20 protein-coding genes and 2 pseudogenes are annotated in these 20429 nt (G+C 47.6%); 16 read left to right on the top strand and 6 right to left on the bottom strand.

Features of this window, described 5'->3' with window-relative positions; all coding sequences use genetic code 11:
• Positions 1 to 119 precede the first annotated feature (119 nt).
• The 5 genes and pseudogenes from KU855_RS16535 to mog form a co-directional block, all read left to right on the top strand.
• Positions 120 to 338, top strand: a pseudogene (locus KU855_RS16535) (TnsA endonuclease N-terminal domain-containing protein); the annotation flags it as partial.
• 227 nt (positions 339 to 565) lie between these two features.
• Positions 566 to 1474 carry a diguanylate cyclase gene (locus tag KU855_RS16530; protein ID WP_218531691.1) on the top strand — a complete coding sequence of 303 codons (909 nt, stop codon included), beginning with the start codon at positions 566 to 568 and terminating at the stop codon, positions 1472 to 1474.
• Positions 1475 to 1482: 8 nt separating this feature from the next.
• Positions 1483 to 2427, top strand: a complete 945-nt coding sequence (locus tag KU855_RS16525) for an ABC transporter substrate-binding protein (protein WP_218531685.1) — start codon at positions 1483 to 1485, stop codon at positions 2425 to 2427.
• On the top strand, positions 2427 to 5576 hold the full coding sequence (locus KU855_RS16520) for an ATP-binding protein (protein ID WP_218531682.1): 3150 nt from the start codon (positions 2427 to 2429) through the stop codon (positions 5574 to 5576). The genes KU855_RS16525 and KU855_RS16520 overlap by 1 nt, the downstream gene beginning before the upstream one ends.
• Before the next feature lie 117 nt (positions 5577 to 5693).
• Positions 5694 to 6227: a molybdopterin adenylyltransferase gene (mog, locus tag KU855_RS16515; RefSeq protein WP_218531680.1), complete on the top strand. Its 534-nt coding sequence runs from the start codon at positions 5694 to 5696 to the stop codon at positions 6225 to 6227.
• Between the two features lie 70 nt (positions 6228 to 6297).
• Here mog and KU855_RS16510 read toward each other — a convergent pair whose 3' ends face one another.
• Complete coding sequence (locus KU855_RS16510) at positions 6298 to 6480, bottom strand: hypothetical protein (RefSeq protein ID WP_218531677.1); 183 nt, start codon at positions 6478 to 6480, stop codon at positions 6298 to 6300.
• 106 nt (positions 6481 to 6586) lie between these two features.
• Between KU855_RS16510 and KU855_RS16505 the strand changes: the two genes are divergently transcribed.
• A complete protein-coding gene (locus tag KU855_RS16505; RefSeq protein ID WP_218531676.1) occupies positions 6587 to 7591 on the top strand; it encodes a GlxA family transcriptional regulator in 1005 nt (334 codons plus the stop codon).
• A gap of 313 nt (positions 7592 to 7904) precedes the next feature.
• Here the strand turns inward: KU855_RS16505 and KU855_RS16500 are convergent, their stop codons facing one another.
• Genes KU855_RS16500 through KU855_RS16490 form a run of 3 tightly spaced genes read right to left on the bottom strand, consistent with a single transcriptional unit; the run spans position 7905 to position 11318 of the window.
• The gene (locus tag KU855_RS16500; protein WP_371316383.1) at positions 7905 to 9041 is read right to left on the bottom strand and encodes an ABC transporter permease; all 1137 of its coding nucleotides are present in this window, start codon (positions 9039 to 9041) and stop codon (positions 7905 to 7907) included.
• Positions 9038 to 9772: an ATP-binding cassette domain-containing protein gene (locus tag KU855_RS16495; RefSeq protein WP_218531674.1), complete on the bottom strand. Its 735-nt coding sequence runs from the start codon at positions 9770 to 9772 to the stop codon at positions 9038 to 9040. Before KU855_RS16495 ends, KU855_RS16500 begins: the two co-directional genes overlap by 4 nt.
• A gap of 4 nt (positions 9773 to 9776) precedes the next feature.
• Positions 9777 to 11318 (bottom strand): alpha/beta hydrolase, encoded by a 1542-nt coding sequence (locus tag KU855_RS16490; RefSeq protein WP_218531670.1) that lies wholly within the window; start codon positions 11316 to 11318, stop codon positions 9777 to 9779.
• A gap of 553 nt (positions 11319 to 11871) precedes the next feature.
• Here KU855_RS16490 and KU855_RS16485 point away from each other — a divergent pair.
• From KU855_RS16485 to KU855_RS16465, 5 genes are all read left to right on the top strand, one after another.
• Positions 11872 to 13686: a long-chain fatty acid--CoA ligase gene (locus KU855_RS16485; RefSeq protein ID WP_218531669.1), complete on the top strand. Its 1815-nt coding sequence runs from the start codon at positions 11872 to 11874 to the stop codon at positions 13684 to 13686.
• A 149-nt stretch (positions 13687 to 13835) separates the two neighbouring features.
• Positions 13836 to 14525: an aspartate/glutamate racemase family protein gene (locus KU855_RS16480; protein ID WP_218531667.1), complete on the top strand. Its 690-nt coding sequence runs from the start codon at positions 13836 to 13838 to the stop codon at positions 14523 to 14525.
• Between the two features lie 44 nt (positions 14526 to 14569).
• Positions 14570 to 15367: a phytanoyl-CoA dioxygenase family protein gene (locus tag KU855_RS16475; RefSeq protein ID WP_218531665.1), complete on the top strand. Its 798-nt coding sequence runs from the start codon at positions 14570 to 14572 to the stop codon at positions 15365 to 15367.
• 286 nt (positions 15368 to 15653) lie between these two features.
• Positions 15654 to 15845 carry an isoprenylcysteine carboxylmethyltransferase family protein gene (locus KU855_RS18955; RefSeq protein WP_256261090.1) on the top strand — a complete coding sequence of 64 codons (192 nt, stop codon included), beginning with the start codon at positions 15654 to 15656 and terminating at the stop codon, positions 15843 to 15845.
• A gap of 123 nt (positions 15846 to 15968) precedes the next feature.
• The gene (locus tag KU855_RS16465; protein ID WP_218531663.1) at positions 15969 to 16388 is read left to right on the top strand and encodes a thioesterase family protein; all 420 of its coding nucleotides are present in this window, start codon (positions 15969 to 15971) and stop codon (positions 16386 to 16388) included.
• 4 nt (positions 16389 to 16392) lie between these two features.
• On the opposite strand, the gene KU855_RS16460 is transcribed toward KU855_RS16465, so the two are convergent.
• Together KU855_RS16460 and mtnC are read right to left on the bottom strand one after the other, a co-directional pair.
• Positions 16393 to 16833, bottom strand: a complete 441-nt coding sequence (locus KU855_RS16460; protein ID WP_218531660.1) for a thioesterase family protein — start codon at positions 16831 to 16833, stop codon at positions 16393 to 16395.
• A 135-nt stretch (positions 16834 to 16968) separates the two neighbouring features.
• On the bottom strand, positions 16969 to 17649 hold the full coding sequence (gene mtnC / locus KU855_RS16455) for an acireductone synthase (RefSeq protein ID WP_218531659.1): 681 nt from the start codon (positions 17647 to 17649) through the stop codon (positions 16969 to 16971).
• A 288-nt stretch (positions 17650 to 17937) separates the two neighbouring features.
• On the opposite strand from mtnC, the gene KU855_RS16450 reads away from it, so the two are divergent.
• From KU855_RS16450 to KU855_RS16435, 5 genes and pseudogenes are all read left to right on the top strand, one after another.
• On the top strand, positions 17938 to 18354 hold the full coding sequence (locus KU855_RS16450) for a BLUF domain-containing protein (RefSeq protein ID WP_218531657.1): 417 nt from the start codon (positions 17938 to 17940) through the stop codon (positions 18352 to 18354).
• A gap of 281 nt (positions 18355 to 18635) precedes the next feature.
• Entirely contained in the window at positions 18636 to 19748 is a 1113-nt protein-coding gene (locus KU855_RS16445; protein WP_256261089.1) for a tetratricopeptide repeat protein, read from the top strand.
• Between the two features lie 12 nt (positions 19749 to 19760).
• Positions 19761 to 19961, top strand: a complete 201-nt coding sequence (locus tag KU855_RS18950) for a hypothetical protein (RefSeq protein ID WP_256261088.1) — start codon at positions 19761 to 19763, stop codon at positions 19959 to 19961.
• 21 nt (positions 19962 to 19982) lie between these two features.
• The gene (locus tag KU855_RS18945; RefSeq protein WP_256261087.1) at positions 19983 to 20084 is read left to right on the top strand and encodes an MBL fold metallo-hydrolase; all 102 of its coding nucleotides are present in this window, start codon (positions 19983 to 19985) and stop codon (positions 20082 to 20084) included.
• Positions 20085 to 20230: 146 nt separating this feature from the next.
• A pseudogene (locus KU855_RS16435) lies at positions 20231 to 20429 on the top strand (transposase); the annotation flags it as partial.

The raw sequence follows: 20429 nt of genomic DNA, 5'->3' as shown, positions 1-20429 counted from the left end.
TTGGTTATATTGCTTCCAGTTGCTGATTTTGTACTTTGCCTTACCCATCATCGTCACCCATCTCAAAGTTCTAATGATCTGATCGTGGTTCTGATGATTAGTTCAATGATTTAGGAAACAACGCCATTATCATGACAACAGATCAGTTGTTAACGATAGACTCTCCTCAAGGAATTAGATATCAAGCGGTTTCTGTTAAATCAGAGGATCACTCTAACGATTTAAGAGTACTCGAGAAGCTAGATATCGAGCGAGTGTGGTGGGAGCTACTGGGGGTTAAATTTAGCTACTTCATGGGCAATGAGGTAAAACTTTATTGTCGTTACACAGCGGTGTAGTGACCATCCCTAATCCTGTGCACTTACCTAAAATGCATTACGCTGCGAGGCCAAAGTAGACAAGTATTTTAGTTATCACGACCTTGTTAAGCCGAACGTGTAGTTCGGCTTTTTTTTGTTGATTTTCCGGAGGTTTTTTAAACTGCTTTCACTCTGACGTCTGACTGCTACACTTTTTAGTAGATGGAACTCACTATGGCGTAAACCATGGCAGCGGCAGGATGCGTATGAATGAGCTGGAAACCGTGCTGATAGTCGATGATATCAAGATGAATCAGTTGATTATGAGTCAGTGTTTAAAGGGAATATATCAGGTTAAAGTGGCTCAAAATGGTCAGGATTGTATTCAGTTGGCCAATATGGATCCTCAGCCCGATTTGATTTTATTAGACGTAATGATGCCAGAGTTTGATGGTTATCAGGTCTGTCGACAGCTAAAAGAAAACCCCAACACCGCAAAAATCCCCATCATATTTGTCACGGGCAAAGACTCAGACGATGATGAGCAATATGGTCTTGAAATAGGCGCGGTAGATTACATCACTAAACCAATTCGTCCTGCGATTGTAAAGGCCAGAGTCGCGGCTCATATCCAAATAAAAAATCAACGAGATGCGCTGCAATACTTGGCGCTTCATGATGCGTTAACAGGATTGTTCAATCGCTATTTTCTCGAAGAATGTGCTCAGCAGCGGATCGCAAGATTTCGGCGCCATAATGAACCGATGTCGGTCGTGATGTTCGATATTGATAACTTTAAGATGATCAATGATACCCATGGTCATGATATCGGAGATAAAGTCTTACAAGGTGTGGCTAAGTTAATGACTCAGCTCACTCGCAAAGAGGATGTGGTGGCCAGAATGGGAGGCGAAGAGTTTGTGATATTGATGGATTGCCCCCTAGAGGATGCGGTTACTAAGACCCAATCTATGTGTGATGCTTTGGCCGGATTAATGCCCTGTGACCTATTGGTGACCGCCAGTTTTGGTGTCACGGCGGCCTCTGCAGATTTTATGATATTTGCTGACTTGGTAAAGCAAGCCGATATTGCGGTTTATCAAGCCAAATATCAGGGTAAGAATCAAGTGGTGTGTCATGCCTCGGGTACGGTCGATCAAGATATCGCAACATAGGGATGTTTATGCGTTTTATTGTATTGATATTCATCATGGGCATCGGCGGCTGTAGTGCCCCAAAACCCCAAAAAGTCACGATCGCCATCAACCCTTGGCCGGGATACGAAGTCTTGTATTTAGCCCAAGAATTGGGATATTTGCAAAACGATATATTAACCATAGAGCTCGTTGAGGTGATGACGCTAGCCGACAGTCAACGAGCATACTTATCCGGCAATGTAGATGGTTTTGCCAGCACCTTGGTGGAAGCGATACAGGTTGAAGCATTTGGTGGTCAGCCAGTGCAAGTGTTACTGCTGGCGGATTATTCCAATGGTGGTGATGTAATCTTAGCTCAGCCAGATATCAAGTCGATGGTCGATCTAAAAGGCAAACTGGTGGGGTGCGAGGTTAGTGTCTTAGGGATCTACATCTTGAGCCGAGCATTAGCTTTCAATGACATGACATTGGACGACGTGGAAGTGGTAAATGTTGAACAGGGTGACAGCTACTCTATGATGCAGTCGGGTAGTATTAATGCGATGGTGACTTATGCACCATTCATGACAGGTACCCTCTCGATACCTGGTGTTCATCGCGTGTTTAGTAGTCGTGAGATACCGATGGAAATCCTTGACGTTATTTCGATGTCACGAGATGTGATTGATGCTCAGCCAACTCTCGTGGGTACGCTGCGCGAAGCATGGGATAAGTCATTGCAATTCTTGGAGGAAACTCCAGATGTTGCCATTGATATTATGGCCAAACGCGAGCGAGTAACCTCGGAAGAGTTTTTAAGCTCGTTAGCCATGATTAAGTTGTTGAGTGTGGCTGAGCAACAACAAAAGCTAGCCCAATTAGACACGCTATCGGCAATGGGCTTAGATATCTGTGAAAGGCTGATCAATATTGGTTCGATAACATCAAGTTGCCAGCATGTGTACCAGCTATTTTATCAAGATGGTCAATAATGACGGCGACGAATGACATTCCCATTAAGCGCAGCATAGCCTATAAGCTCAATGTGGCGACTATTATCTGCGCGATCTGCGTTAGCATTTTCATCATGGGATTTTATACCTATGATGTAAAATCACGTATTCGTCAGCAAATAAACCACGAGTTAGTGGATTTAATCAGCACGCTTAATTTGACCCTTGATACTGATTTTACTCCTGCCAATATGCAACGAGTGGTTGCTACTTTAGCAATTAAAGATAGTTTTGAGCGGGTGAGCATTATCGAACCGGCATCTAATCTAATCATTGCCGATAATAAATCTACCCATATTGGTCAGGCATTTCATGACGTCATAAATATTAAGTCGATTGCTTATGATCCTGCCGAAGCATTGAAAGCAGTCTCAAGCCAAGACCTATTATTATCTGGCAATATTGGTAGGTACTTATTGTTGTACCTAATATCGCCAAAAGAGCAGCGGTTACGGCCTTACATTGTCTATGTCGATTATCATCTTGGCGGCTTACAAGCTGAAGCTGGTCTTGAATTATTTAATTATATTCTGATCCAGTTAATAGGTTTTGGTGTGTTGCTGGGAGTCAATTTATATATTCAGCGCAAAGTTATTATTCATCCAATTGAATCGATAAGGCAGCAAATTATCGAACGTCATGGTCAATCTGAAATATCTTTCAGCAATGATGATGAGTTTGGACAATTGGTGAATGGCTATAATGAGTCGATTAGGAAAAGGCTATCCCAAGAGTTGGAGCTCGAAAAGTCCCGACGCTACACCGATAATATTGCCAAGGTGCTGCCAATTCAAATGGCCTATATTGATACAGACGGCTTTGTTCGTTTTATCAACCCTAAATATTTGCAGTGGCTCGACTTAACATCTGAGCAAGTGCTTGGTCATCATTTTTACAAAGTATTACCCGAATCCGCGCTTGAGGTCATGGTCCCTTTCTTTGATTTAGCCTTTGAAGGCAGCGAACAATCATTTGAGTTTGAATCTCAACTTAATGAAGCCGCAGGTAATGAGTATTTCCAAGTGACGTTAGTGCCTGATGTAGATAAACATGAGGTTGTGTATGGCGTCATTGTTTGTATTGAAAACTTAAGCCGGATCCGCGGCAACGAAATAAAAATTGAAAAGTATGCGCAAGAGTTAGAGTTCAATAATTGGGCGTTATTGGACGCCACGGAAAAAGCTGAGGCAGCCACTCGCACGAAATCTGAATTTTTAGCGTGTATGAGTCATGAAATACGTACCCCAATGAATGGCGTGACAGGCTTGTTATCTTTGCTTGAGGCGAGTGGACTCAATGAACAACAGCAATACTATGTGGCGTTAGCGACAAGTAGTGCCAATTCATTATTATCGTTGATCAACGATATCTTAGACTTTTCAAAAGTCGAATCAGGTAAGTTCGAGATCGAGCATATTTCGTTTGATTTTGTTAATTTACTCGATGAGGTCATGCAAGGTATGTCATTAAAAGCCGATGGCAAAAATATCAGGTTATTATCTGATTTTGAAAGGGTAGGAATTAGGTGGGTCATTGGCGATCCCAATCGCATTAAGCAGGTGTTAATTAACTTGATTGGCAATGCCATTAAATTCACCGATGCTGGCTGGGTGCAGATTATAGTGGCCACCGAGGTGGTAGGAGATGGGGTTCGTGTTGCTATTTGTGTCGAAGACACGGGCGTTGGTATTAGCCCTAACGCCCAAGCCAAGTTGTTTTCACCATTTACCCAGGCTGACAGTACCACGACTCGCAATTTTGGCGGCACGGGTCTGGGATTATCGATTGCTAAGCGTCTGTGTGAGCATATGGGAGGCAACATCAGTCTTGAGAGTCTAGAAAGTGTCGGTAGCCGCTTTAGCATCAACTTGAAGTTGGGATTGCAAGGGGGAAAAACGGATTCATGGCCTCCCACACTTGCCTGCAAAACAGTGTATATTCTCGGGCATATCAGTGACGATGAACGACAATTGATTGGCTTATTGCAGGCGTGGGGTGCTAACGTGATTACCTCAATCCTGCCGCACAATAGTGATGGATTAACACTTAAAAATGACACCATTGCAGTTATTTACTCTAGTAATCAATCGGATACAAACCTAGTCGAGGCTATCGACTTTCTGTCGAACAAAATCGCCAAAGCCAACATGCCTTGTATGGTGTTGATATCTCATAAGCAACAGAATTTATTCAAAAATCAAGAATCTTCATGCCTTACCTTAACCCGACCCGTGTCGTTAATGGTGTTGTTACAGGCGCTGGGGATTGAGGCTGGTAGCACGCCCATGACCGAGGCCGAAGTGGCTCTATATAGTGAAGGAACCCGCTTGCTGCTGGTTGAAGACAACAAAATTAATCAAGTGGTGGCCGCAGGCTTGCTGAGAAAATTTGGTGTTGAATTGGATTATTGTACTAATGGTGTTGAGGCCATAGCGCATTTATCTTCACCCAATTGTCCTGAGTATCCGGTTATCTTGATGGATTGTTTAATGCCGGAAATGGATGGCTATCAAACGACGCGAGCGATTCGTGGTGGTGCGGCGGGTGAACGTTGGCAAGCCATCCCCATTATTGCAATGACCGCCAATGCCATGAAGGGAGATAAGGAGTTATGCCTTGATGCTGGCATGCATGATTATTTGACTAAGCCTTTACAAGAACACGATGTATCCAATGTTCTCAGCCAATGGCTGACCCAAACCGACACCAGTCATCGCAGCAAGAGTGAGTCGGCGCCTCAGGCCAGCCATGTGCTAATGTCTAATCCTGGTCATGGCAAGTCGCCTTTAGAGGTGTTTGATATCACCAGCGCGCTCAAAACCATGTCGGGTGATCAGCAGTTATTAGCCGAAGTTCTGGGGATGTTTGTTGATGAGATGCAAGCTTATCGCCAGACCCTCCAGCAAGCCGTTGACGCCGAAGACTTGGTGGTGATCCGTGATTGTACTCATGCAATTAAAGGCGTCGCAGCTAACTTAGCGATGTCAGTGTTAGCTGATTTGGCTAAGCAGATTGAGTATGCCGCTTGGCAGCAACATTTCGATGAGGTATTGGCAGTGATGCCAGAATTCCTCGAACAGCTAAATACTTGTATCGAAGTGGCACTCACTTATGATCTCGCCGGATAAAACCCAGCAATTGGATTTTGCTAGTGAGGGATTCATGATATTTTAGCGACATCATTTTCTCACTAATACGGACTGCGTCCTGTAGTTGAGGCTTAGTTTACCTAAAGGATGTACATCATGGCTGTAGCAAAAATCGGTATTGTCACGGTAAGTGACCGTGCCAGCGCTGGTATTTATGAAGATATTTCAGGCAAGGCGATTATCGATACCCTCAATGATTATCTAATCTCTGCATGGGAACCAGTGTATGAGGTCATTCCTGATGAGCAAGACGTCATAGAAGCCACTTTGATTAAGATGGCGGATGAACAAGGCTGCTGTCTGGTTGTGACGACCGGAGGAACGGGCCCGGCCAAGCGTGATGTGACCCCAGAGGCCACCGAAGCCGTGTGTGACCGTATGATGCCAGGCTTTGGTGAGCTGATGCGCGCCGAGTCATTAAAATTTGTCCCAACTGCTATTTTATCGCGGCAAACTGCTGGCTTACGAGGCGACTCATTAATCGTCAATTTACCGGGTAAGCCAAAATCGATTCGTGAATGTTTAGATGCCGTATTCCCAGCCATTCCTTATTGCATTGATTTAATGGATGGCCCCTACTTAGAGTGTAACCTTGAGGTCATTAAGCCGTTTCGACCGAAAGTTAAATAAGCGCTAGCAACAGCCATAATACTCACAACACCGGTAGATTGCCGGTGTTGTTATTTATGAGCCGCTGTCATTAACAACAATGACGATGGACCAGTTTCCAGGCCGCGACACCTGTTAGTAATATTAAGCTCGGTATGGCAATAAAATGCGCAAAAATACTGGGGGTCATATTGAGGTGTAACCACAGTAATAAACTCCAACTCAGCACAACAAACCCGATGGCAGTAATCATGGACGATTTTGGTGATGACATAAGTTTGGCCTCGATATTGATCATATGTCTCCAGTATAAAGACTGGACAAATGGCAAGTAAGAGTCATTATTGACAGTATTAGGGTGATAAGTGACAGGGTGGCTGATGAAGACCATTATGATTTTGGCGGCAGGGAATGTGGTGGCCAGTGGGATAACCAGTCTGCTGGATGTGTTTAGCTTTTGTAATATCTACTGGCGTCGGATGCAGCCACAAGCCAATAGCGATTTATTTGCTGTGCATATCATTAGCCCTGATGGTCAGGCCATTACTACCAACCATGGTTTTCAAATCCCTGCTATCGGCATAGAGAGGGTCGACTTAACCGCCGCCGATGCACTATTGCTAGCTTCGGCATTTGTTACCGATCGCGACGAGTTTAGCCAGTTTCAGCAAGCCTTTTCACCCTTGATGCCTGCCTTGGTCAGTTATGCTAATACAGGTAAACCGATTGCCGCTTATTGCTCTGGCAGCATGATGTTAGCGGCCAGTGGCTTATTAGCCCAACGCAAGGCCACTACCGCTTGGTGGCTCAGTGATCTATTTCGCCAGCAATTTCCTGATGTCACCCTCTGTATGGATTCTCTGGTGGTCAATGATGGCCAGTTTTATAGCGCCGGAGCCACCAGTGCATGTTTGAGTTTGGCGCTGAGTGTGGTGGAAGTGCTTGCGGGTTCTCAGCTGGCTCATCAATTGTCTAAGGTATTGCTGGTGGCGCCCAATCGTGGGTCACAACAGCCCTTTATGACCATTGCCATGACCACAGCGTTCCATCAAGATAGCCTGATCACTGAAATACAGCAGTGGATGCAATTGCATTTGGCAGTTCAGTATCAGCTCGATGACATCGCCGCCCACTTTGCCCTCGGTAAGCGCACCTTAATTCGACGCTTTAAGAAAGCCTTGCATGAAACGCCGGCCAGTTATTGGCAACGATTACGAATCGATGAGGCTAAGCGGCTCTTAGAAACCACAGATCTGACGCTTGAGCAAATCACCAGTAAGATTGGCTATGAAGATGTCGGCTCATTTAGAAAGCTGTTTATTCAGCAAACGTCATTATCGCCAAGGGCTTATCGCAGTAAATTTAACAGTCATTGTTGTGAATAAAAAAGCACGGTGATTACCGTGCTTTTGATTATTTAAAATAAACAAACGAACTATTTTAGGTTGTTTGTATCCTATTTGGGCTGATAAGTCTGCTCCGTCATAATCCGCTCAAGAGGGGCGGTGCGGTCTTTGAGTTGCTGATTGTCACTGAGTCACTGTTGAACGTCAGGCTGATGGTTAACAGCAGCAAGGTTAGCCTTGAGCCAGCGTTTGAACATCTCGGCGGCCGTCATCGATATTATCAATAGGCTGATCACCATCAGTGCATCTTCATTTTCCACCATGAACTTCAATTGCTGATTGCCAGCATGATTTACAAACCAAAGACCACTTTTTCACTCTTGAGCATACGCTCAAGTCCCGCCGCCATTGCTAAGGCGATGACTAAGGTCGCTAGTGATGACACCAGCAGTTGTAACATGGGAATTTCTTTGCCCTTGATAAAGGCCATTAAAGCTTGTTGTTGGCCTGAGACGGGTAACCACTGCAAAGCATCGGGCGCGATGTTATAACTGGCGGCCATCGACAAGGCTAAAGGCACGAAAAGCACGATGGTGAGATAGGATTGCGCCTCTTTAAAGGTTTTAGCCATAAACGACACAAAGATTTGCAAGCTGGCAGCCATCAGGGCTACGGGCAAGCCTATCAACAGCATGAGGCCAATAAACTCAGGAGTGAGATTAATGCTGAATCCTAGTTCTTGCCATGGCACTAAGGTATAAGCCAGCCGAGAGACCAACAAGATCAAGGCCAGACCTACCATGGCAAAAACCGCCACGGCTAAGATTTTGGAAATCACCAGTTCACGGGGGGTGATAGGGTGACTGAGTAACAAGGCTAGGGAGTTGCGCTCGCGCTCCCCAGCGCTGGTATCAATCGCGAGATTCATACCCGATATAAAAACAGCATAAATCATGGTAAAGATGGCAATGCCTAAGATCATGCCGCCACGAGAGTCAGCGGTAGATTGATCTTGTACTTGCACTTTCAGTGGTTGCACAATGCTCGGGTCGATGCCGCGGGCTATCAAGCGTAAGCTGGCGATTTCACTGCTGTAACTTTGCAATTGGCGCTCAAGGCGACGAATCGATTTTTGCAGTTTTTCGTCAGAGTTATCCGCAATAATGGTAATTTCAGCACGATCTGCCGCGGCCATCTGTTGCGCATACTCTGGACTTATTTCAATGGTAATGGCCTTAACGTCGTCACTGTCACCATGGGAAATGCCATTGTTATCTAAATAACGAACCAGATCCGGCGCGCTGGTTTGGTTGATGATGGTGATTTTTAAATCTTCGGGACTGGTGAGTTGCCCGATTAACACCATAAATAGCCCGCACATGATCAGTGGGGTGCCGATAGCATAATACAGTCCAGCCATCACCGAGCGTTTATCGCGAGCAGCATCAATAACTTCTTTGCGAACTAATGTCATTAATTTGGACATCATGCGGCGATCCCCTCATCGGTACCGATTAATTGAATAAAGGCTTCTTCGAGAGAATCGTGGCCGGTTTGCTGACACAGTTCGCTAGGGCTACCCACCGCGACGACCTTACCTCGAGCCATCACAATCACTTGATCACACAGGGCGGCGACTTCTTGCATCACATGGCTTGAAAATAATACACAATGACCTTGATCGCGTAAGTCTTTGAGCATGCCTCGTAATACGCGGGTGCTCATCACATCCAGGCCTCGGGTGGGCTCATCGAGAATGATATTGCGGGGGCGGTGCACTATGGCTTGGGCCAGAGCCGTTTTCATGCGCTGCCCTTGAGAGAAGCCTTTGCAGCGGCGATCGGCAATCTCATCGAGCTGTAAATCGGTGATCACGGTTTGCGTGGCTATCTTGGCTTGCTGGCGATTGAGGCCGCTAAGCTCAGCAAAAAAACCAATATATTCTCTGGGAGTTAAGCGCTCATATAAGCCAAAAGGATCGGGAAACAAGCCCAATTGCTGCTTGGCCGCTAGCGGCGATTGCTGCACATTAATCCCTTCGACTTCGGCCATGCCACTGTCGGGCTGCAGCAATCCAAAAATGGTGCGTAAACAGGTAGTTTTGCCAGCACCATTGGGCCCCAACAACCCAGTAATTTGTCCGTCTTGGGCACTAAAACTCAATCCATCGAGAGCTTGCACCTCGCCAATACGTTTTGATAAATCCGTCACTTGGATCATGGTGTTACTCCTGAGGGTGATCGTTAGCCTTGACGTCAGGCTCTGCGGCCAAGGTCTCAAGGCTATTGGCATTGAGGTAAAAGTTGCGGCGCACATCTTTTTGTAAGCACTGGCTATCGAGCGTGTCTAGATTGCCTTGTTTGACTAAGGTGGCGATTAATTCATTGCCACAGGTCTGGTAAGCCACACCATGGCCGGCGTAAGGTGCCACTAAATGTTGCGCATTGCTAAGTTGCACGGCGGCGAGCTCGCCCCAACTGGGTGGGGTGGCAGGATCTAACTGACCGGACAACAATAGGGTGGGAGTATCGCTGACCACTGGCTGGTGAAAACTGGGGTCAACCGCGGGTACTTGCCAGACATCGCAAGATGCGGCTAATGCCTTAAGCATGGTTTGGCCGGTGTAATTGCCATTAGCCATGGTTTCCATCTCGGGGGTGATAAATGGAATATCTTCGGCGCATACCACGCTGGCATGCATGCCCATGGCTATGCCGGCACCATCTAAGGTGAGAGCGTGTAAGCCGAGAATAGGTTGTAGATTTCCGACGGCGGCCTGCTCGATGGCGTAGGGTAACAAGGCGCGGGTGGTCGGCGAATACAGCGCCATCCGAATAGTGCCAAGAAATTTGCTGCGGGTGAGGGTGAATTCGGCGGGTTCGCCGCTGCGCGGCTGCATCACGTTAGTGACTAACGGCGCTTGCGCCAACTGCTGTTCCACTGCGGCGAGCTGTTGCGGCAACTGGGGAAAGCGTTGCTGGCACAAGCTATCTTGTTGGCAGTCGCTCAGCATCAGTTCGGTGGCACGAGCAATGGCATCGCTGATATAGAGGATGTTTTGCTGCATCGGCACCACGCCATCTAAAGTCACTGTGCGCAGGATTTGCGGGTATTGCTTCATGTACACCTGCGCCATGCGGCTGCCGTAGGAAATACCATAGAGATCCAACTGCGAATAGCCGGCTTGTTGGCGCACAGCCTCAAAATCGGCAATGGCGTTCATGCTACCGTATTGGCCGATATCAGCTTCGATATCGGCAAGACAGCGAGCCATTTCGGTGCGGGCATCTTGTTGCTCATCATTGAGTGCCAGAGCATTGATGGTATCTAGTGTGTCGCAGGCCAAGATATTTGAGCGACCCGTACCGCGCTGATCAATAAGTAAAATGTCTTTAAATTGACGCACCTCTTTAAGCATGCGATCGAATCCAGCGGCATTTTCAATCGCCGATTGCCCCGGGCCTCCAGCAATGGCGAGTAATGCTTGCTCAGGGTTGGCATTTTTAATTGCAGGCAAAATCACATAATGAATATCAATTTTTTTGCCATCGGCTTGGGCGGCATTTTCGGGAACTGAAACTTGCCCACACAAGACTTGCTCAGAAATACCTTCCACATAGCAAGGTTGCTCACTCGCTTGAGGAGATGTTTGCGCCCAAGACCAGGTCGGGGTCGCCAGCGCCACGGTCGCTGCCAGCAGGGAGAGGCTGCGACGCGGCCAGCGAACTAGCCGTCGAAAAGAGGATAAGGGGTGGGGCTGGCGCATGTTGAAGCTTCCTTTTTGCAATCCAATAGCGATGTGTAAACTTTATCTGGGGCGTGTATCAACGTATTAATACAGCGTAAAGCTAATGTTAAACCCATTGAGTGTCAACCAAAGCGGTGGCGTCCAGAAGATGTCTTGCCGTCGGTGCGACAGATGGCTGACGATTAGGCGCTTAATCTGATGACGGTGTCGTGAGCAATTCAGTCACTGGGGCAACAAGCTTGGTTAGCGCGTCGTGGCCAACGCACTCGAGTGGCTAGAGCCATCTAGCAGTTGGCGCTAACGCGGTGCTTTTTTTGGCCGGCACCGGCGCGAGAGGACGGCAAATTATTGCTGCACTAACTGGCAAAAATACTCAGGCAAGCAGCGCTATAAAAGGCTTTCAAGCACACTGGTATGACCATAAATTAACTTCTGTAAATGTGAAGTGCCATCAAAACCGAGTAACTTTAGAGCTAAAACTCTTATTATTTACGAGGGCATGGAGTAGAATAGGCAAAAAGCGGTACACATGTAAGCCCAATTCCGGGTTTTCATTAAAGCGAAGTCATCTATGTCCTTAACGCAATATCATATTATCCAACTGCTACAACAACAGTGGCAGGCTCGTCCTGATGCCATTGCCTTAGAAGGTTTTGGTTTAACGGGTAGATGGGCACAAGTCAGTTGGCAAGCGTTCGCAAATATCACTGAAAAGATGGCCAAAGTGTTGCTGTCTTTCAACTTAGACGTGCAAGATAAAACCGTTATCTTGGCGCAAAACATACCCCAGTGGACCTGTGCCGATATCGCATCATTAATGACGCGCTCGGTCGTGGTGCCTGTGTATCCGACCAGCACTCAAGAACAAGCGGCCTATATCATTAATGATGCCGGTGCCAAAATCTTGTTTGTGAATGATCTAGCCCAGTACCAGATGGCCTGTGCTCTGCAAGCCCAATGCCCAAGCATTGAACAAATTATTGTGTTTGATGGGAGTGTGGCCCTGGCGGCGGACAATCATTGGCATTTCGATGCGCTGTTAGATACTGCCCTCGCGCAAGACGCCGAGCTCAAGGCTGAGCTAGAACAACGTCTAGCCGATAAAAACCTCGACGATCTGTTAACCCTCATCTATACCTCAGGCACCACAGGTGAGCCTAAAGGGGTGATGCTGGATTACCGCAATATCGCCTCGACCGTGCATCAGCATGATCAAAAGCTGGCATTTACTCAAGGCGATGTGTCATTGGCCTTTTTGCCGCTAAGTCACGTGTTTGAACGTGGCTGGAGTTTCTACGCCTTAGCGCGCGGAGCTCATAACGTCTATTTAGCCGATACCAACAAGGTCAAAGAAGCCATTGCCGAAGTGAAACCTCATACCCTATGTGTGGTGCCACGTTTCTTGGAAAAAGTGTATAGCGCAGTATATGACAAGGTTGGCAAGGCCCCTAAAGGTCGCCAGCGCTTGTTTCACTGGGCCGTGGCTGTTGGCGCCCGTCAATTTGAGGTGAGCCAAGGCCGCAGCCGTGGCAACCCTTGGTTAGCGCTGCAGTATCAATTGGCACAAAAACTGGTTTTTACTAAGTTACGCCAAGTGCTTGGTGGTCGTTTGAAGTTTATGCCATGCGGCGGCGCGGCACTCGACAGCAAGGTTGCCGCATTTTTTCATGCCGTAGGTATTCCGGTGTTGTCTGGCTATGGCATGACGGAAACCACGGCGACCGTGACCTGCCAAACCTTAGATAACTGTGTCAATGGCTCTAATGGTCGGGTATTGCCTGATCTCGAAATCAAGCTTGGCGCCGACAACGAGATCTTGGTGCGTGGCGATACCGTCATGCGTGGTTATTACAACCGCCCAGCAGAAACCGCAGAAGCGCTCGATGCCGACGGTTGGTTACGTACGGGGGATGCTGGCCAGATTGATGCGAATGGTAACCTGTTTATTACCGACCGCATTAAAGAGCTGATGAAGACTTCTAACGGTAAATACATTGCGCCGCAGCGAGTGGAAGGCACCGTCGGTAGCTGTCCGTTCATCGAGCAGGTAGCGATTGTGGCCGATGCCCGCAATTATGTTACCGCCTTGATTGTGCCGGCATTTGAAGCGTTAGAGCATTGGGCGCGCGAAAAAGGCCTCAAGTACGAATCACCGATGGAGTTACTGCGTCACAGCTATGTGGTTGAGCATTTTGAAGCAAGATTAAAAACCATGCAGCAAGGATTAGCAGGCTTTGAGCAAATCAAAAAGTTTACTCTGTTGCCTGAAGCATTTTCGATGGAAGCGGGGTTAATCACTCCCACTATGAAGTTGCGTCGTAAAATGATTTATCACAAGTACGCGCAAGAAATTAACGCCATGTATGCCACGGCAGCCAGTCGCTAATCCTGATTGGCCAATAATAAAGGACGCTCATTAGCGTCCTTTTTTATTGGCTAGGGCTCAAGGGGCAACCGGCCATTGCGCCAGTTCCCAAAGCCAGTTATGTTGACAGAAACTCCGATTCTTAACCCTAAACTGGATTAGCTATTTCAATGAAAATCATCGGATTATTGGGAGGCATGAGTTGGGGATCCACTGCCAGTTACTATGCCATGATTAACCAAGGCGTTAGCAACCAGTTGGGCGGATTGCACAGTGCCAAACTGATTTTGAACAGCGTCGATTTTGCCGAGATTGAAGCCCTTCAACACCAAGGTCGCTGGGGCGACACCGCGACCATGCTGACCGAGGCTGCGCTGGCAGTCGAGGCGGCCGGCGCTGATTTCCTGCTTATTTGTACTAATACCATGCACAAAGTTGCACCCGCGCTTGAGTCGGTCATCAATATTCCTCTGTTGCATATTGCCGATGCCACAGCCGATCGCTTGCTGGGGCAAAATATCGAGTGTGTGGGGCTGTTGGGGACGCGTTTTACCATGGAGCAGGATTTCTATATCAGCCGTCTGAAGGCTAAAGGCATTGACGTATTGGTGCCGGATGACGCCGAGCGTGACCGAGTGCATCAGGTGATTTATCAGGAGTTATGTCTCGGCCAGATTAAAGATGACTCCCGTCGAGAGTATCTGGCAATCATGGACAAGCTAGTGGCCCAAGGCGCCGGTGGCGTGATCTTGGGGTGTACTGAAATAGGCCTGCTGGTGAGACAGTCAGATACCCAAATCCCACTGTTTGATACCGCCGTCATTCACGCCGAGGCCGCGGTTAAATTGGCGCTGGGTTAATTGGGTTGTTACCCTGATGGCAATGGCTAACTAGGGAGTATTGCATGTCACAACTCACTAAAACCAACCGAGTTGCACTCGATTTATCCGGTGTTAGGACAAATGGATTTCAGCAGATCCCCGCGGCCATTCCTATGGCTCAGCTTAAGGCGCTGCGCCAGGTGGCCCAAGCGTTTCACGCGCGTTGGCAGCAGGATAATCAGGATTTCTATCAGACCAATGCCATAAATAGTGCCTACTTGACCGCCTCAGCATATCTGCAACCGCAAGCACGGCAATGGCTGTTTGATTTCATTGGCGGCCAGCTAATGAAAGATGTTATTTCGCCACTCTTTGGCTCTGGTTGTGGCTTTCTTAATACTCAGTTGTTCTTTAACCCGCTCAACCCAGAGCAGGCCAACTACTGGCACCGAGATGGACAGTATCATCTGGACTTGCAACAGCAACAACAGATCTTGTCGGCGGCCAGAGTATTGCATGTCAGAGTGGCTCTGTTTGATGAACCCGGTTTGGAGTTTATTCCGGCATCTCACACCCAGTGGGATACCGAGCTGCAGTTGGATTGCCGGCTTGGGCGGAATGGTGCTAAGCCCTCAGATGACTTGCCTGAGGGGCAAACCGTGCCACTGCAGGCTGGCGATATGCTGCTGTTTGACGCCAATATGATCCACCGGGGGATTTACGGCATGGATAGGCTGGCGCTGGATATTCTGTTTTGTGACCCTTTAGCTGAGTTGCTGCAGTTTGCTCGCCAAGATTGCCTGCCCGATGAAGACTGCTTGCAACAGCTAGTTTGGCCAGATATTTTTAGAGTTACTGCTAACATACTGAAAAAGAATTAATTACTATTTTTAGAGCACGAGGAACTTGAGGTGGCGCTGAAAATCCCCCCGTTATTGCTGGTATTGCTGTTTGTGTTGGCGGGATGGCTGTTGACCTATGCGGGCTGTAGTTGGCAATGGCCTTTAGCGCTACGTTGGGGCTGGCTGATAGGTTGGGGCATGCTGGGCGGTGGATTTGCGGTGGCAGGGGTAAAGGCATTTCGCCGCGGCAACACCACGGTGGATCCGACCCGACAAGGCGTCGACACTGATCGATGGCGGGATTTACCAAACCACGCGCAACCCTATGTATGTTGGGTTTGTTTGTGCTTTGATAGGCTGGGGAGGCTACTTGGCAGATCCTCTGGCCTTGTTGTTGGTGCCTGTGTTTGTGTGGTATCTCACCGAGTGGCAGATTAAAGCTGAAGAGCACGCGCTGAAGCAATTATTTGGTGAGGAATATCAAGCATATTGCCAGCAGGTTAGGCGCTGGCTATAGCGGTTTACAGTTGGGCGGGCAGCGAATTAGTGGTGTAGTATTATCACGGCGACCCGCGACAGATATAGTGGCGTAATCCAAGCCTTACAATGGCAATGAAAACAATTATAAGGACGGTCACCCATGACGGCTTTTTCGCTGGAACTCAACCCTAGATTTAACGAAACCGATGCCTTAGGTCATATTAATAATACCGTGATCCCAGGGTGGTTTGAGGCTGGGCGAACCCCGGTTTTTGCAATGTTTAATCCCACACTTAATCTAGCGCAATGGAACTTAATCGTCGCAGGATACACGATTGCTTTTAAGGCGCCTACTTATTACGGCACACCGGTCTCCATCACTACTGAGGTGAGTAAAATAGGCAATTCAAGCTTTGAATTGCGCCAACGATGCTGGCAACAGGGTAAGTTAACCGCAGAAGCTCACACCAGTTTAGTGCACTATAACTATCAAGATGAACGCAGTGAGCCGATCCCTAGCAGCGTGCGGGCTTTGCTAACCGAGCACTTGATTGATGATAGTCACTGCACGCAATCGTAGACGGTTACGCGTCGGCACTGTCACGACAATGTTGTTGCAAAACAGCAATGACGGCGTCGGGTAACTCGGCTTTTTTACCTGTGCTGAAGTCAAACATTACCACTTGGGCGGAGCCTGTCGTTGTGACTGCTTGCTGTGCCTGACTAAAGGCGGTGTAGTGCATCATAAAACGGTCGGCCTGAATATCACTGATATGGGTGCCAATCGTGAGGGTGTCTGGAAAGGTGACTGGGCGCTTATAGCGGGCCTGATTTTCGCTGATCACAGGGCCAATGTTGCCCGATTGGAGCAAAGACATTAACTCGGTCTGGATAAGATAGTCGATACGTGCGGTTTCAAAATAGCGGAAATAGACCACATTATTGACGTGCTTAAGGGCATCCATTTCACCCCATGCGACCGTGATCTGCGTATGGATTGGGTAACGTGCTATAAAATCGTCCATGTTATGCTCAATTAAACGTGTGTTTGAATTGAGGGTAACAGTTGCTGCTTTTATCAGCAAGTTGCGGCGATTAACTTTTGTTCCAGCCAAGAATGGCACTTTTACCGCGGTTCTTGGCTGGCAATAAAGGCAGATTTAGTCGATGTTGAGCTCATCAAAACTGCTGATCTGATTAAATTGACCCGTCGACATGCCCGCTTGTCGCACCATGTGGCACACCTTCATGCCTGCTGACGCCGCGGCTTTTAATTCATCGATATTATCTGACACAAATAAGATCTGCTTACCGGTTAAGCTAATGGTGTTAATGATGTTTTGGTACGCCTGCTTATCGAGTTTGCTGCCGGTACGGGTATCAAAATGGCCGTTAAACAAGGGATTTAAGTCACCACCATCACTGTGGCCAAACAGCATTGACTGAGCGTCGGCCGATCCAGATGAAAAGCTATAAATACGCAGTTTTTGTTGATGATAGCGCTCAATAGCAGCGATAAAATCAGGGTAAATATGCCCCGTAAACTCGCCTCGAGCATATCCTTGTTTCCAAATCATGCCTTGCAAGGTTTTTAATGGCGTGGCCTTGCGATCTTCGACTACCCACTGCTGTAAAATGGCGATCACTCGTTCAAGATCTGCCTCCGGTTCGAGCGCGATATCGCGTACATCGCTCAAACAAAAATCCACTAGGAAATCATTTTGATGCTGGTGGATAAACTCGGGTAAGACCTTCGCTGAATAAGGGAATAGGATGTTGTGGATAAAATCTAAGTCGGTTGTCGTGCCTGCGGTATCGACGATGATTGCCCTGATTGTCATACGAACTACTCCACCCTAAGTCATTTACAATATAACTTGCAAATGGGTATAGATTGCCCAATTTCCTTGTTGTTTTGGACAAAACCCGTCTGCTAACGATGCTTGATCCTAAGCTGAAATGCTTGATTTAGCCAGTGTTTATCAAGCAAAACCGTAAACGGTAACGTATAAAAATCAAGCAGACTCAAATGCTATCTGCCATTCTTAATCTATTGGAATACCCTCGATAAATGGCGAGATGCTGATGATGGGTTGTATCGACTTACCTAGCTTAAGAGGCCACAGTTTATGGGCTTGATCCAACTGATATATGCTAGCCGTCACCATCAGTTGGCGGTTGGCACTATTCGAGCCATCGTTGAACAGGCCAATATGGTAAATAATACTCGTAATATCAGTGGTTTTTTATGTGCTGATCATCATTATTTTTTGCAGTGTCTCGAAGGTGAAGCTAGCACAGTGGATCAATTATTTACTGCCATTCGCGCGGATGAGCGCCATTCTTCGGTAACGCTCATTAGCCGCCACCCGATTGCAAAGCGGCAATTTCATCACTGGGGAATGGGGGCGGTATTGCAGCTGCAAACCCATCAACATTTACTGGAAACCGTCTGTGGTCACAATGAGTTTAATCCTTATCAGTTAACCAATGCGCAGTGCCTAACCTTGCTGGATGAGTTTATGCACCTGAAAAAACTGTTGTAATTCTCCGGCGCCGCTGCAGAGTTGCTCACTACCGCCGTGGTGCGCAGCGGCTATCCTCAGCGCTGTCGTGATGACCTAAGCGGCATTGACTCGCGCGTAAGCATACTGCACCAAGCAGTCCTCTTGAATGACTCGTCCCTTCACTTTGGGTGGTTGTTTTTTAATCGCCACTTTGTTGGGTTAGTGTTTTGTCTCATGAGTGCAGCGGGGATATACAAATTAAATCAGATAATTATGCCTTTTGTCTGTGGTTACTGTTTTCCATTGCTATGGTGCCAATAATGGTGAATGCCGCTGCGGGGCCTCGCACGCAAGAGCTCAAGTTGAGTTCGGTATTGCTCGGCGCTGAAGCGGCAGCGTTTACCGTGAGCTTACCCGCGGGGTTTGATCCGCAATCTGGTGAACATTATGCGCTATTGTTGGAGTTACACCCGCGCGCTCAACCGTTACTGGCTGGGATGCATGACTGGATGAGTCATAACGGGAGTTGGCCATGGTTAAAGACCATTATTATAACGGCGCCCGACGGGCATCAAGGTTTGGCGTCATTGAAACGTGCCGCAATTTATCAACGAGGCAACCATCAATTACTCGATTTTTTTGAGCAAGCATTATTACCTGCTGTTGATGCTCAATACCCCACCAATGGCTTTCGAATTATCAATGGATTTGGCGGCAATGCTGGCTTAGTGCTTTACACCTTATTCAATCACCCACAACTGTTTAACGGCTACATTGCTGCTAGCCCGGCACTGGCCGACGAGTTTGCTTATGTTTTGGCCGACGGAGAGTCGCGACTTCAAGCCATTGCGTCCGCAGTCAGTGCGCGGCCGGTGTTCTTACAAATTTCGACGAGTGACAGTGAGTTTGAACAAGGCCAGCTGGCTAGCTTTGAACGGTTGAATAGGTTATTAACTAAACACGCGCCTCGGGGGCTTAATTGGCAATCAAAGCGGTTGGATGGCAGCTATTATATGTCGCAAGCGGTATTGGCTACGGCTTATGGCATTGAGTTTATTTTTAACGATGTGCATCAAACCTTGGCACCAACATCAAGCATTAGTCAACAATGGCTAAAAGCGATTATGGCGTATTATCAGGTCTTATCTGAGCAGGTGTATGGATTTGACGTGTCGCCAATAAGTAGCTTGATTGCTCGTGGGCAGTGGCTTGAACAGCAAGATAGTGCTCAAGCTGCTAATTATTACCAACAATGCATTGAGCGATTTCCAACTCATCACAGTTTACGCTATCAGTTTGCTCAAGTCCTGCGAGCCCAAGGGCGAGATTCTGAGGCGGCAAAGCAATTGCAGCAAGCGGTGGCGAACACCAATCATCCATTTTGGATTAACAAGTATCAACAGGCATTGGCTGAACTCACTGCCGTCGATTAGGCGCCGCTTGCCATGTTAGGTTTTCTCTGTGGCTGGAGTGCGTTATCCATAGCGGGTAACGATAGATTTGCCAAGGTTGAGATTAGCGCGACCGAAGTGGCACCGCAGATGTATATGTTAACCGAGGCAGACGGCAATATTGGCGTGACTATTGCTGAGGGTGGCGTACTGAGCATTGATGATCAATTTGCGCCACTGTCCGACAAAATTTAAGCTGCGTTGGGTCAGTTTGTTATGGGAAAACCTAAGTTCATTATTAACACCCATTACCATGGCGATCACACGGGAGGTCATGATTACTTCGGTGAGCAATTAATACCCCGATGCCTGCGCTAGCAGTTGATCAACAACTAGCTAGCCGCGACTTGTAGAGAATTATAGAGGGCAACCTTATAAGTCAATTATATGGCCACCCATCATAAATGATGGCTTTTATGGGTTTTCGACTATGCTGATGGGTGTTGTTGGAATGGGAGGTCGTTATGCCACGTCCACGAAGAACTCAAATCAGTATTGAAGACACCCCGTATTACCACTGTTGTAGCCGAGTGGTCCGCCGCGCTTACCTGTGTGGTGAAGATAAATTCTCCGGTAAAAACTACGACCACAGGCGAGATTGGGTGGCCCAGCTCATTCAACGACTGGCGCAGGTATTTGCCATTGATGTGGCTGCCTTTGCCG

Source organism: Shewanella sp. NIFS-20-20 (assembly GCF_019209865.1).
Classification (GTDB): domain Bacteria; phylum Pseudomonadota; class Gammaproteobacteria; order Enterobacterales; family Shewanellaceae; genus Shewanella.
This window is presented reverse-complemented; position numbering and strand designations above follow the sequence as displayed.

Bases quoted from the DNA above. Each gene is read 5' to 3' on its own strand.
- KU855_RS16530 (WP_218531691.1), top strand. From the start codon at position 566: ATGAATGAGCTGGAAACCGTGCTGATAGTCGATGATATCAAGATGAAT.
- KU855_RS16525 (WP_218531685.1), top strand. From the start codon at position 1,483: ATGCGTTTTATTGTATTGATATTCATCATGGGCATCGGCGGCTGTAGT.
- KU855_RS16520 (WP_218531682.1), top strand. From the start codon at position 2,427: ATGACGGCGACGAATGACATTCCCATTAAGCGCAGCATAGCCTATAAG.
- mog (WP_218531680.1), top strand. From the start codon at position 5,694: ATGGCTGTAGCAAAAATCGGTATTGTCACGGTAAGTGACCGTGCCAGC.
- KU855_RS16510 (WP_218531677.1), bottom strand. From the start codon at position 6,480: ATGTCATCACCAAAATCGTCCATGATTACTGCCATCGGGTTTGTTGTG.
- KU855_RS16505 (WP_218531676.1), top strand. From the start codon at position 6,587: ATGAAGACCATTATGATTTTGGCGGCAGGGAATGTGGTGGCCAGTGGG.
- KU855_RS16500 (WP_371316383.1), bottom strand. From the start codon at position 9,041: ATGATGTCCAAATTAATGACATTAGTTCGCAAAGAAGTTATTGATGCT.
- KU855_RS16495 (WP_218531674.1), bottom strand. From the start codon at position 9,772: ATGATCCAAGTGACGGATTTATCAAAACGTATTGGCGAGGTGCAAGCT.
- KU855_RS16490 (WP_218531670.1), bottom strand. From the start codon at position 11,318: ATGCGCCAGCCCCACCCCTTATCCTCTTTTCGACGGCTAGTTCGCTGG.
- KU855_RS16485 (WP_218531669.1), top strand. From the start codon at position 11,872: ATGTCCTTAACGCAATATCATATTATCCAACTGCTACAACAACAGTGG.
- KU855_RS16480 (WP_218531667.1), top strand. From the start codon at position 13,836: ATGAAAATCATCGGATTATTGGGAGGCATGAGTTGGGGATCCACTGCC.
- KU855_RS16475 (WP_218531665.1), top strand. From the start codon at position 14,570: ATGTCACAACTCACTAAAACCAACCGAGTTGCACTCGATTTATCCGGT.
- KU855_RS18955 (WP_256261090.1), top strand. From the start codon at position 15,654: ATGTATGTTGGGTTTGTTTGTGCTTTGATAGGCTGGGGAGGCTACTTG.
- KU855_RS16465 (WP_218531663.1), top strand. From the start codon at position 15,969: ATGACGGCTTTTTCGCTGGAACTCAACCCTAGATTTAACGAAACCGAT.
- KU855_RS16460 (WP_218531660.1), bottom strand. From the start codon at position 16,833: ATGGACGATTTTATAGCACGTTACCCAATCCATACGCAGATCACGGTC.
- mtnC (WP_218531659.1), bottom strand. From the start codon at position 17,649: ATGACAATCAGGGCAATCATCGTCGATACCGCAGGCACGACAACCGAC.
- KU855_RS16450 (WP_218531657.1), top strand. From the start codon at position 17,938: ATGGGCTTGATCCAACTGATATATGCTAGCCGTCACCATCAGTTGGCG.
- KU855_RS16445 (WP_256261089.1), top strand. From the start codon at position 18,636: ATGGTGAATGCCGCTGCGGGGCCTCGCACGCAAGAGCTCAAGTTGAGT.
- KU855_RS18950 (WP_256261088.1), top strand. From the start codon at position 19,761: ATGTTAGGTTTTCTCTGTGGCTGGAGTGCGTTATCCATAGCGGGTAAC.
- KU855_RS18945 (WP_256261087.1), top strand. From the start codon at position 19,983: ATGGGAAAACCTAAGTTCATTATTAACACCCATTACCATGGCGATCAC.